Annotated in this window: 12 protein-coding genes; 6 read left to right on the top strand and 6 right to left on the bottom strand. The window is 39.2% G+C overall.

The window, feature by feature from the left end; genetic code table 11:
* Positions 1 to 260 (top strand): hypothetical protein (locus VE944_RS06275; protein ID WP_324973886.1); only part of this gene is annotated, 260 nt, incomplete at its 5' end.
* Positions 261 to 348: 88 nt separating this feature from the next.
* Positions 349 to 603: a type II toxin-antitoxin system ParD family antitoxin gene (locus tag VE944_RS06270; protein ID WP_324973882.1), complete on the top strand. Its 255-nt coding sequence runs from the start codon at positions 349 to 351 to the stop codon at positions 601 to 603.
* A 96-nt stretch (positions 604 to 699) separates the two neighbouring features.
* Here the strand turns inward: VE944_RS06270 and VE944_RS06265 are convergent, their stop codons facing one another.
* The 4 genes from VE944_RS06265 to petN form a co-directional block, all read right to left on the bottom strand.
* Positions 700 to 1155, bottom strand: coding sequence for a DUF29 domain-containing protein (locus VE944_RS06265; RefSeq protein ID WP_324973880.1), 456 nt, complete (start codon positions 1153 to 1155; stop codon positions 700 to 702).
* Between the two features lie 148 nt (positions 1156 to 1303).
* Positions 1304 to 4432, bottom strand: a complete 3129-nt coding sequence (locus VE944_RS06260; protein ID WP_324973877.1) for a GAF domain-containing sensor histidine kinase — start codon at positions 4430 to 4432, stop codon at positions 1304 to 1306.
* A 153-nt stretch (positions 4433 to 4585) separates the two neighbouring features.
* Complete coding sequence (locus tag VE944_RS06255) at positions 4586 to 4747, bottom strand: hypothetical protein (RefSeq protein WP_324973874.1); 162 nt, start codon at positions 4745 to 4747, stop codon at positions 4586 to 4588.
* Between the two features lie 7 nt (positions 4748 to 4754).
* Positions 4755 to 4844: a cytochrome b6-f complex subunit PetN gene (petN, locus tag VE944_RS06250; protein WP_012408302.1), complete on the bottom strand. Its 90-nt coding sequence runs from the start codon at positions 4842 to 4844 to the stop codon at positions 4755 to 4757.
* 373 nt (positions 4845 to 5217) lie between these two features.
* On the opposite strand from petN, the gene VE944_RS06245 reads away from it, so the two are divergent.
* The 4 genes from VE944_RS06245 to VE944_RS06230 all read left to right on the top strand — a co-directional run bounded on the left by VE944_RS06245 (position 5218) and on the right by VE944_RS06230 (position 9787).
* Positions 5218 to 7110: an ATP-binding protein gene (locus VE944_RS06245; protein ID WP_324973843.1), complete on the top strand. Its 1893-nt coding sequence runs from the start codon at positions 5218 to 5220 to the stop codon at positions 7108 to 7110.
* A gap of 246 nt (positions 7111 to 7356) precedes the next feature.
* Entirely contained in the window at positions 7357 to 8619 is a 1263-nt protein-coding gene (locus VE944_RS06240; RefSeq protein ID WP_324973840.1) for a hybrid sensor histidine kinase/response regulator, read from the top strand.
* A gap of 118 nt (positions 8620 to 8737) precedes the next feature.
* On the top strand, positions 8738 to 9172 hold the full coding sequence (locus VE944_RS06235; RefSeq protein WP_324973890.1) for a hypothetical protein: 435 nt from the start codon (positions 8738 to 8740) through the stop codon (positions 9170 to 9172).
* Positions 9173 to 9220: 48 nt separating this feature from the next.
* The gene (locus VE944_RS06230; protein ID WP_324973837.1) at positions 9221 to 9787 is read left to right on the top strand and encodes a 3'-5' exonuclease; all 567 of its coding nucleotides are present in this window, start codon (positions 9221 to 9223) and stop codon (positions 9785 to 9787) included.
* Positions 9788 to 10011: 224 nt separating this feature from the next.
* Here the strand turns inward: VE944_RS06230 and VE944_RS06225 are convergent, their stop codons facing one another.
* Both VE944_RS06225 and VE944_RS06220 read right to left on the bottom strand, forming a co-directional pair.
* Positions 10012 to 10401: a hypothetical protein gene (locus VE944_RS06225; protein WP_324973834.1), complete on the bottom strand. Its 390-nt coding sequence runs from the start codon at positions 10399 to 10401 to the stop codon at positions 10012 to 10014.
* A gap of 972 nt (positions 10402 to 11373) precedes the next feature.
* Entirely contained in the window at positions 11374 to 12708 is a 1335-nt protein-coding gene (locus tag VE944_RS06220) for a hypothetical protein (RefSeq protein WP_324973831.1), read from the bottom strand.
* Positions 12709 to 12815: the final 107 nt, after the last annotated feature.

Genomic DNA, 12815 nt, shown 5'->3' with positions numbered 1-12815 from the left:
TTGCCAACTTATTTAGTCAAGCTAAACCAGGAGCATTATTCTTATTTGTTGATAATAATAACCCCAATTTTTACGGTTGGTTTGATAAACTGGCTAAAGACAATAGTATTAATATTATCAACAATAAAACAGGTAAAATATCTTTACCTTATCATGAAGATAAAAATGACTTAGAAATATATTTTGAAAAGTTTCAAAATATTGGTAATCCCAAAATAACTGCTGATGTTGCTTATCGTGTTGGACGTAAATCGCATTAATCTTTTAGTTGGAAACTGAGCCGTATTCGTTCGTCAAGTCAATTAGCGATAAAATTTGAATATAGTAAATTTAGTAGGGTTATTTGGAATGAATATTTCCCTTAAACCTGAGCATGAGCAGTTTATTCAATCCCAAATTCAAACTGGGAGATATGCTAATGCAGAAGAATTGATGAACGAAGCATTGAAATTGCTACAAGCACGAGAACAACGTTTGGAAGAACTTCGACAAAAAATAGTGATTGGAAAGGAACAAATTGCTAGAGGAGAGGTTACAGATGGTGAGACAGTATTTGCTCAACTACAAGAAAAAATCAATAAAATTGCTGAGTCTCAAAAATGAGTAACTACTCTTTTTCTGATCAAGCAGTCAAAGATTTAAATACTATCGTCTCATAGAGAAGGCATCGCCTGCAAAATCTCTACTCTGCGATTATGATTAACTTGGGAAAAAGTCAGAATCTAAGGTTTCATCAATAGAAAAAGGATAGTCTTTAGGAAAAATAGACAGAGGAAGCCCTGTTTCAATAGATGCTTCTTTTCTAGCGTGTTGGTAACAACTGTCAAAAACTTCCGTGTAATAATATTTTAAGCTAGGACTATCGACAAATGCTTCTTGTAATCTTTGACGATGTTCATAAATTGTATATAACCAGCTATTGGATCGGTTCTGGGGTTGAAATTTGTATTTGAGAAGGTGCATTAAAAGCACTCTAAGATTACTCCTTAAAGCACTTTTATCACTTCTACCCATACTTCCAATTTCTTCAATTAAATTTTCTAACTCTAGTTCTAAAAACTTTTTATTTTTTAATAAATCAACAGTGTGTTCTAACCACAAATGATAATCTTGTGCATAGAGACTATTAGTTTTATGAACAGATTGATTGCTCATAATCTTCTCCTTTATGGATATATAATTTTAACATTATTTCTGTTATTTCAGAGTGTGGATTAGCGTAGCCTCTCCAAGAGTTGCGCCTTACCCCTACGGAAATCTTGCTATGCGTAGCGTCTCCAAGAGTTGGCATCGCCTGATTTTTTTAACTAACTGTTCGTTTCATCGGGATTTCTATCCAGAACTCACAGCCTTTGCCAGGTTCAGAAACACACTTGATATTACCGCCGTGTTTTTCCACAATAATTTGGTAGCTAATAGATAAACCTAAGCCAGTACCTTGTCCAGGTTGTTTGGTGGTAAAGAAAGGTTCAAAAATGCGCGATCGCATCATCTCTGGAATCCCACAACCATTGTCGGCAATCCAAATCAGAATTGTATTCCCTTCGATGACTTCTGTACGAATCAAAATTTTAGGATCGGCAATTATTTTTCCAGAAGTTGCTGAGTTTTCTAGTGCATCGATCGCATTGTTGAGAATATTCATAAACACTTGATTCATCTGCGCTGGATAGCAGACTACTGGGGGCAATTCACCATATTGCTTAACTACCTCAATAGCAAGAGAATTAGTCTCTGATTGCAGTCGATGTTGTAAAATCAACAAAGTACTGTCGATGCCTTCATGAAGGTCAACGGGCTTTATTCCGGCTTCGTCAAGTCGAGAAAAAATTCGTAATGACAAGACGAGTTGAGAGATTCGCTCTGCCCCTATCTTCATTGAAGTCAGAATTTTGGGCAAGTCATCACTAATGAAATCTAAATCTAGTGCTGCTGCTTGCTTTTGAATTTCTCCTGTTGCCTTAGGATGCTGTTTCTGATAAAGGCGCAGTAATTTAAATAAATTTTCGGTATGTTCCGTAACATAGGTGATGTTGCCGTAAATGAAACTAATCGGGTTGTTAATTTCATGCGCTACACCAGCAACTAACTGCCCTAAGCCTGCCATTTTTTCACTTTGAATCAACTGGCTCTGAGTGTTTTGTAATTCTTTAATAGTCTGGGTAAGTTCTTCTTTTTGACGTTGAGTCTGTTTAAGTAATTCTGCTTGTTGAAGTCCTACTCCCAGCTGAGTACCAATCTGCATCAGCAAATCTACTTCATCCTCTTGCCAATCACGGGGTTTGATATTTTGATAAGCTGCTAGTAATCCCCAAAGTTTCTCACCCTGAAAAATCGGCACAATCATATATGCCCTAGCCTGCATTAGCTCAAGCAGGGCAATATGATAAATAGAATAATTGGCGCTGTAAATATCTTTAATGACACAACTTTTGGCATTAGCAAACCTTCCGCCTTGCGTTTCTTGTAAGTAATCATCTGTAACTACAGGTAAAATTTCCCTTATTGGTGTCCAACCTTGAGCTAAAGACTCAGCAACAAATTCGCCATTCCAATCAGCCCCGAATCGATAGATTGTCACTCGATCAACTTCCAATAGTCGCCGGACTTCTTCTGTACTGGTGGCAAAGATGGTATGAATATCAAGAGACTGGCGAATTTTTTCCACCGTTGCGGCTAATGCTTTTTCTCTTTCGGCTGCTTTCCGTTCTCGTGTAGCAGCTTGAGCCAGTTTTTGGGTCTGCACCTCCATCTGTTTCAAAGACTCAGCTTGCTGTAATGCTACCCCCAATTGAGCGCCAACTTGTGCCAATAAGTTGATTTCCTCATCTTGCCAATAGCGAGGCTGGGAATTTTGATAAGCCACTAGCAATCCCCACAACTTCTCGCCCTGAGAAATTGGCACAAAAACTTCATTTCGTGCATACTTACCCGCTTGCTTTCCTTGTACAAAAACGCCTTCTGTCACAGGCTGCGGCTTAACCATTGGTGTCCAGCCATCAACAATAGAATCAGCGACAAATTCGCCACTCCAATCAGGATAGAAGCGATAAATTGCTACTCGTTCCACTTGTAATAACCGACGGACTTCTTGAGTTGTGGTTTTAAAAATAGCTTCAATATCAAGAGACTGACGAATTTTTTCTACGGTGTTCGCTAACGCTCTTTGTCTTTCGGCAGCTTTGCTAATCTCTGCTGCTTGGGTTTGCATTTGTTGGATAAATTCCGCTTGCTGCAAAGCTACACCTAATTGTGTACCCACTTGGGTAAGCAAGTAAACCTCATCTTTTTGCCAATCACGGGTTCTGGCATTTTGATATACTGCTAGCAAGCCCCAGAGCTTGTTACCGTGGTAAATGGCAACGATCACATAAGCTCTTGCTTGATATATCTCTAAGATTTTAATGTAGCAGTCGCTAAAGCCCGAATTGTAAATATCCTTACAAACACGGTAAACTTCACAACGACTGAAGCTACGACCCTCTGTATCTTGTAAGTAGGTGTCAGCGACTGGAGGTTTAGCTAAATCTTTGGCGCTGCATTCACTGACGTTTTCACTCACTTCTGGCCGGTGAAATTGCTCATCTATCAGGGAAATCCAGCCCTCTGCTACTGATTCAAACACGAATTCACCACTCCAATCGGGATTGAAGCGATAAATAGCCACGCGGTCAGCATTTAGCAGCTGCCTAAGTTCTCCGGTGGTTGTGTGGAAAATGTTTTCCAAGTTTAGAGACTGACGAATTTTCTCAATGGTTATAGCGATGGTTCTTTGCCATTGGGCTGCTTTTTCTCTGGCTTTTGCTTGTGCTAGTTCTGCTGATTGTAGTTTTACTTGTTCTAGGTAATCTGCTTGCTGTAAAGCAACTCCCAGATGTCCGGCGATTAATTGCACAAACTCAATTTCTGATGCTTCCCATTGCCGAGGGCTACTACACTGATGAATACACAACAATCCCCATAAATCTTTACCTTTGATCAAGGGGGCAATTATACTAGCACGTACTTGGAATCTTTCTAAAATCTGGATGTAGCAATCACTAGCATTAACTTGATAAATATCAGCTATTGCTCTAATCCGACCTTGCTGATATAGCCCTGCGAACTCCTCACTAAAGCAGTGGTCGCGCAATTTGGCTGCTAGTACCGAATCCCATTCTGTTGCCACATCTTCATAGATAAATTCCCCTTCCCATGCCAAATCAGGATAGAAACGAAACACGCCAACCCGATCGCTTTTCAGAAGCTGGCGGACTTCAGTGACTGTAATTTTGAAGATGGTTTCTATATCTAGAGACTCGCGGATGCGGGCAATAACTCCAGATAAGGCTTTTTGTTGCTCATTCTGACGCAGGGAGAGTGTCACATCTGAATGAGATTCTTGCTGTTCTGAATTTGGTTCTATGGGTTGAGTAGTAGAGGAGTTTTCCATTCCCAATGGGACTTTAAATATTGAAAGTCTTCTATCTCATGATTCCCGTTGCGATCGCAAAGGTAACAGTTATTTCCTGGGAATGCCAGAAAAATAGTGTAGGGACACGATATTATCGTGTCCCTACAAAAACATTTCTCAACCACGAGAAAATTATCGCCGCTTGGGAGTGGCGCTGCGGCTGCTGCGTTTGTCATCATCTCGGCGACGGCGATCGCGCCAATCTGCCACGGTCAAATAACCAATACCACCAGTGACTACTACGAGTAGCACTGCGGCAACTAAAGTTAAAATACTCAAAAATGGACTTTCCACGATGCCTCTACAGTCCGTTACGTCCCCAAACTACCATTGCAATTGACCAAGTAAACACAACTAACAGTGATACCCAACCTAGTGTCAAAATCTCCATAGTCCCACTTTTCAAATAATTACAAAAGGTTTCTAATATTTATCATACAGGGATTGTGCAGGCTCAGATTTGTTTATAAATGAAATTCTAATACCAATTTTAAAAATGATTCCGACAGATGGACAGAGAAAATCCAGATATACTAAGCGGTTTCCAATCTAAAATCTAAAATCCAAAATGGTATAAGTTGGGTGTGCGATGTCTACGACGGGCTACACTTACGCAAACGATACACCCTTTTTTCTTGGTACGCTAGTACTTCAGGCATTAATAAAGACAAATATAAAAAATTAGCGATCGCGCTTTCCCACTTGATAGTTTGGGAATACTAGGGTTATGCGTATATATTTCAAATCTAGCCACCCCTAGTATCATGCCGACGTTTTTCAACTATCCTTTCCACTCTAATGGTTTTGTTGCCCACGGACATTGTTATCTCTGGAAAACTGGATTAGTTTGGCTCCACATTATTTCTGATGCCACGATCGCTCTTGCCTATTATTCCATTCCCTTCCTACTGATTTACTTTATTTCCAAGCGCAAAGACGTTCCTTTCAATGGAGTCTTTTTGTTATTTGGTGCTTTTATCATTGCCTGCGGTACTGGACACTTGATGGATATTTGGACGCTTTGGCATCCAAACTATTGGGTTGCAGGTGGTTTGAAAGCTTTAACTGCCATTATTTCGATATATACGGCATTTGCGTTATTTTATCTCATGCCTCAAGCTCTGGCACTACCCAGCCCAGCCCAGTTAGAAGTTATCAATCGAGCGCTTTCAACTGAAATTGTAGAGCGCAAGCGCATCGAGAAAGAACTACGCATTGCACAAGAAGTCACCCAAAACTCCAGCCAAGCCAAGAGTGAATTTCTCGCCAATATGAGTCATGAGCTACGCACACCTCTTAACGGTATTCTGGGCTATACACAAATTCTCCAACGCACAGAATCTTTAAGTGAAAAAGGACGTAAAGGAGTCAGCATCATTTATCAATGTGGTTCCCATCTTTTAACCCTAATTAATGATGTGCTGGATCTCTCCAAAATAGAAGCTCGAAAACTAGAATTGTATCCTGTTGATTTCTACTTGCCTGCCTTTATAGATAGCGTAACTGAAATTTGCCGCATCCGAGCAGAACAAAAGGTAATCATATTTCAGGTCGAACTCGATCCTGATTTGCCAATGGGCATTCATGCTGATGAAAAACGCTTGCGACAAGTACTTATTAACTTGCTTAGTAATGCGATCAAATTTACTAATCAAGGTAGTGTCATTTTCAAAGTTCATGTCATCGATCAAGAAGCAAACGTCAATGGAAAAACTGACTACAAAATTCGCTTTCAGGTAATAGATACCGGCACGGGTATAATCCCTGAACAAGCCGAGAAAATCTTTCAGCCCTTTGAGCAAGTGGGAAATCAGAAAAGACAATCTGAAGGTACAGGCTTGGGATTAGCAATTAGCCAAAAAATTGTTTTGTTGATGGGTAGTCAAATTCAGGTGCAAAGTACTTTAGGCAAAGGTAGCACTTTTTGGTTTGAAGCAAAATTGCCAGAATCTAAAGACTGGGCAAAGGTTTCCAGAGTGGTTGAGCAGGGAACTATTATTGGTTATGAAGGACAAAGGCGCACCATTTTGATTGCGGATGACAAATGGGAAAACCGATCAGTAATCGTAAATTTACTAGAGCCTGTTGGGTTTACTGTTGTAGAAGCTAGTCAGGGTGAGGAAGCATGGGAACAGGCTCTACTCTACAAACCAGACATGATTATCACTGACTTAGTGATGCCTATATTAAATGGATTTGAGTTGATCGAACGTTTGCGTCAGCCTGGGCCATTTAAAGAGATTGCTATCATCGCTTCGTCAGCCAGCGTATTTGCAATCGACCAGCACAAAAGTATTGATGTAGGTGCAGATGCATTTTTACCAAAGCCTGTAGAAGCTGAAACGCTGCTGGAAATTCTACGAAAATTTTTGCAACTGGAATGGATTTTTGACGTTAAGGTAGACGCAATCAAAAAAACCTATACAGGTGGTTTAAATCAATCAAATGAGATGATTTATCCTGCTAAAGAGGTTTTACAAGAGTTACTCTATCTGACACAAGACGGTGATATTCAAAAAGTTTTAGAACTTGCTGAGGAACTTTCTACATCTGATGAGCAGTTAAGCATTTTTACCCAGCATATTGTCCAACTTGCTAGTAATTTTCAACTCAAACGTCTGGAAACTTTTATTGTAAGTATTCAAGAGTCAGAATAAATGAGACAAACTGCAAAAACATTTCAATGCTTGATGGTTTAGTAAAAAGTCTATCAGTTTGTTTTATTAGTATACCAATTTCCTAATCAATAGCTTCAGTAAGTTAGTAAGTTACTAACTTACTATGCTGATTCGATTCTGTTAGCGGTAGCGGGGCGTTTAGCCCATTTTGACTCCTGGCTCCTGAATTATTTTATTCAAGAATACATCAATTAATTTTAGTTAAATTCCAATTTAAAATTCATCATGGGCAAAACTGCAAATAACGGATTTATTTTGATTGTGGATGATAATCCGACAAATTTATCTGTCCTGTGTGAAGCACTCAATTGTGAGGGTTTTCGTTTCCGTGTTGCAGTCGATGGAGAAAGTGCCATCGCTCAAGCCGAACGCAATCAACCAGAGTTGATTTTGCTGGATGTACAAATGCCCGGTATTGACGGATTTGAAACTTGTCGCCGCCTCAAAGCCAATCCTGTTACCCAGAATATTCCGATTATTTTCACGACTGCCTTAGCGGATACGGAAAGTAAAACCAAGGGATTTTCCCTTGGTGCGGTAGATTATATCCCAAAACCGTTTGCACACGAGGAAGTCATTGCTAGAGTGCGGGTACATTTACAACTTAAGCAATTGAATGAATCTTTGGAACAACAAGTTAGCGATCGCACCAAGGCTTTGCAACAAGCTCAAGTCCAACTGGTGCAGCAAGAAAAACTATCAACACTCGGAGAGTTAATCGCTGGTATTGGCCATGAAATCAACAACCCCATCAACTTTATTTCCAGCAATATTCCACCCTTGCAAGAATATATTTCAGGAGTAACGAAGTTGCTTTTATTGTATGAACAAGAGTATCCAAACCCAACAGCCAAAATTACCACTGCTATTAAGGATTTGGATCTTAATTTCGTTATTGAAGATATGGTAAAAATTTTGAACTCTCTCGAAGTAGGAAGCGAACGAATTCAGAACCTTTCTAATTCACTCCGCAACTTCTCTCGTTCGGATAGTGATACCAAAATATTTGCTGATTTGCACCAAGGTCTAGATAGTACACTAATGATTTTACAACACCGCCTCAAAGCTAATGGCGATCGTCCAGCTATTGAAATTATTAAAACTTATGGAATATTACCGGACGTAAACTGCTATCTAGGGCAGATGAATCAAGTATTTATGAACATTCTGGCAAATGCAATTGATGCTCTTGATGAAGCTATAATGCAGGGCAAAATGATCAATCTAATTCCTCAGATTAAAATTGCAACAGAAATAGATTCTGAACAATTGGTTATAATTCGGATTGCTGACAATGGGATTGGTATTCCTGAATGGTTAAAAAAGCGCTTATTTGAACCGTTGTTTACCACAAAAACCGTTGGTAAAGGTACTGGACTTGGCTTGTCTATCGCATATCAAATAGTTGTAGAGAAACACAAAGGTGTATTAGAAGTGAATTCTCAATCAGGTATGGGAAGCGAGTTTATTATCAAAATTCCCGCATAAGGGCAGCATTTAATTAATTACAAAGCTGGTCTAGCATTTATCATACTGAAGAGTAAGGAAAATCCTAATATCTAATCCCTACCTATATAGAGTGAACTCAAATTTAGATGCTCAACTGATGGCAGAACGCCTAGAATCCCTGAAAGCTGGAATAATTGGGGGTTTATCTGTGTGTTTTGCTTTTGCTCTTTCTAGTCTGTTGAATACTTTGGTACTGGCAAAGCATTTTCAGACGCTCGCATGTCTGCAAAATGATCTTGACTGGCACTTGTGCGTAAGTGGTGCAGTTGCAACTTTTACTGGCTTACTATTTGGTGTCACCTACCGCTATATCATCCGCTCAGATAAAAATTCCCAACTCAAAGCTGGTGGTGTACTGGCCTTTGGCTTGGTGCGGGGATTAACTCAGATAGAACTTGGCTGGAATTCTAATAGCACAATTTGGCCTTTTTTGGTGTTGGCGGGAGAAAGTGTATTGTGGTTTGCGTTAGGTGCGATCGCTCTTAATGTCGCTATTCAACTTCGTTGGGTTAAACCTTTTTCATCAATCTAAATTCCCTATCTCGCTAAATAAAAATATAATTTATTACTAATATCTAATATGGAAACTAAAATATCCTACTATTATTTGATAGTCGATTTAGAAGCTACATGCTCTGAGAGTGGGACTATTCCTCGCCATGAAATGGAAATTATCGAAATCGGTGCAGTGATGCTCAATCGAATAACCTGGGAAATTGATTCTGAGTTTCAGCAATTCATTCAACCTGTGAGACATCCGCAATTAACAGGTTTTTGCACCGAATTGACTAGTATTAGTCAGCAAGATGTTGACAAAGCACCAAAATTTATAGAGGCAATTTATCGCTTCAAAGAATGGATTTATTCATTTCCCAATCATATTTTTTGTTCTTGGGGCAATTACGATAAAAAGCAATTTATTCAAGATTGCGCGTTTCATAATTTCCCTTATCTTTTTAGTTCCGAACACATCAATATCAAAGAGGAGTTTTCAGATTATCTTAGTGTATCTAAAAAATTTGGCATGGCACAGGCTCTCAATGAGTTGGGGATAGAATTAAAAGGTACACACCATCGTGGCATTGATGATGCTCGCAACATTGCAGCTATCTACAGACAGATTAAAACTAAGCTGAATAATGGGTAAGTAGTAACGTACCATCTTCAACTGTTGCGGTGCATTACGGAGATATAGCGTTTTCGGTACTTATCTCACTTGGTTAGTAATTCAACTTAATCAGGGTACAGCTAGATAAACGTGACGGACAAAGACAGGCGATCGCTATCCGAGCCAAGGCGTTACCAGCTAAAGAACTTACTTGATATGTAGCTTCTTTTACTCGTGTAGTATCAGATTAATAATTATTATATCTAGACAAAAGGATTTTTGGAGGAAGAATCTTTCTTAGTGGGTGAGTATTCAGAGCAATTCATCGCTTCTTCAGTGAGAACAATAGAAGGGTTTACCGCACATTTTAGATAATGATTATTGGAATAAAAGCTGCATTTTTTACAGGGAAGTTTGTGTAAAGTTTTGGCAGGAAACACCATTTTATAATCTAAAAGTGCCCGGATTTTTCGCAATATTAGGAAAAAAACCATCCAACTAATTACAAAGCCAACAGGGGATAAAGATATCGCTATATCAGTAACAGTTAATTCATGCGTTTGTGCTTTATCTTTTGTTGCTTCACTCACGATTACTTGATGTAAATTACTATTGGTTGCTACATTTGTCGGCAACATTTGAGAATGATACATATTATTTACCTTTACTATATGTCTTTAGTCTCTTGATTTTTAATAGCAAGTTCACTAGCTAGTTATTTGAAAATATATTCTCGCTATTACTGTGTCATCGAAATTAGGTTGATAAGACTGTTTCTTTAGGAATATATAGTCATTTTTTGAAGAAGGAAATTCAGCATAATTTTATAAACAAGACTTAATTTTACCTAAATTATGACAAAGTTATAAATCTTCCATATTAGAGATGTAAAGATCCAAAAATTTTGGAATATAACGATATTTAGGGTTTAAGTTTATTGATCTGTTTTTTAATAAACAAATTACTACACATTTTTCAGTAGACCAAGTTCTAATGTTTATAAGGGTTTAATTATAGGTTTAGCAAAATAAAACTTCAGGTATATCTGCCAAGAGTTTTGCTTATATTTTTAAGTTATATACCCAAGGGGAGAAATTAGATTATGAGCTTATAAGTAGATGTTTTTATGTTAAAATATATGCAAAAATACTTTTAAAAGTTTCTGAACATCAGAATCATGCGACTTTGTAAGTTATTGGCAGCTTATCTAGTAGAAAGTTTTCGCTGAAGATGGGGCTTTTGGAGTGCTCATCTAGCCCGCCTTAGAATGAATTCTGAGTCTAATAGTGATGAAAGTTGTCTAAAGACGACTTTACGAGACGATGCGCGAAAGGGTCTATATTCCTCAACCTAACCTACATTAGAGTTATTTTTTAGGCAAAACCTACGCAATATTGCCAGTTGCGTAAGCCCTGAATATTTTTACAAGCGATCGCCAGGTAAATAGACTTGCACTGTAGGCACACAGCATTACTCATACGTGTCAACAAAAGCCTAGAAATAGCTTAACTGTTGGCTCCCTGACTCGCCTGGAACTTCAGTTTCAGGCGAGACATGACTTCTACCTTAAGTTGACACCAATGAGCATTACTGTAACCTTACAGAAATTAAAGCTGCTGGAAGAATTATGAATTACGGATTTTTAAAGAGCGATGTTTGTAACGGACTATGCATAGTAGAACAATTAGCAATAAAAGCGCTTTGATCATTGATGGTTCCACTACCTTCTTCACTTCGGTAGGGGTTTTAGGAGTAACATTACACGGAACCTCAATGATCTGTGTGTGATCAAAACCATTACCACTGGGAGTCAGATCGCATTCGCCTGAAGGGGTGAGAGATAAAGGTGGATTTTCTGAAGAAACAGATGCTTGAGCTGAGGAATTATCGCCATTCATTAGTAGAAGCAGAATTAAAGCAAGACCCCCAATTCCGAATATTGGCCAGAGTGGAAAGGAATCAGGACTCTCTTGTACCAAAACATCTCCCATAAAGGCAGGGGAAGTATCGAGGCCCATTACTTCTCCATCCAATGCTAGGGGATTATCACTCAGCAATATATCTCCTGGGATCTCTTCTCCCAATATCTGACTAAATTCCTGTGGAATCGCGTTAATGGGACGTCCGAGTTCCCCACCATTTTCAGAGTATGGAAAGGATAGTACTTCAAAAATCCTCTGTTGGAGTTGGTTTGGATTTCCAGAATTCAACGCATTCAAGCCCGTAGAGATTTTATTGAAATAGAAATTCGTCATCTCTGGCGACAAACCTAAAGACTGAATCTGCTCCTTAATGTTAGGGATTTTTGAGGCTTCTTCAAAGAGTAGTCGTCCGTATGACAACTTCAAGTCTAGTAATCCATTACGGAGACTAACCGAGTTATTGGTTCCTGAGTATGGTGACCAGTAGAACTGGTTGGTTACAAGTCCGAGTCCTTCTACTGGATTCCGGCCAACAGGTTGTCCAAGAAGGTATTGAGAACTATCCATGATTGCGGGGGATTGGTTTCTCCAAAATGAGGCGTAAGGCACTTCAGAGAGATTGGGATTGTTACCGTAAAAGCTAGCGAAATTCTGGAAGTTTTCCTCGCCACCAGCTGCTCGTATCAAGAGGTTTTGATAGCTAGTCCCCTCGTTTGAATCTAGTAATCGCTGAATTACCGATCCAGTTTTATTGCAGGTCAGACCAAATCCCACATCACATCCAGGAATGACTCGCATCTGGCTCAGATTCTGGTTATTGATTTGGTACTGGAGATACTCATACTCCAGTCCTTGTTGGATACCATAGCGTCCAATATTGAGCTGTCCAAAAGCAGACTGACACGTAGTGAGTACTACTGCAACAGATGAGAATACGATGGTTGTAAACCGAACCGCCTTCTCTACGTTCGCGCAGCGTGTCGCAGACAGACGCTCCGCAAACGTCATTGCAATTCTTTGAACAATTGATTTAGGCAAGATGCACCTCCACTAAATGACAGCAATTTCATTGGTTGTTCACGTCCCTCTTTCAGTCCGTGGGGTTGATATTAATAGCTCTATAAATCCAATGGGTCGCAGCAATA

The sequence above is a fragment of the Nostoc sp. genome, from assembly GCF_035638895.1.
Lineage (GTDB): Bacteria > Cyanobacteriota > Cyanobacteriia > Cyanobacteriales > Nostocaceae > Nostoc.
The sequence above is the reverse complement of the archived record's forward strand: the minus strand, read 5'-3'. Positions and strand labels throughout refer to the sequence as shown.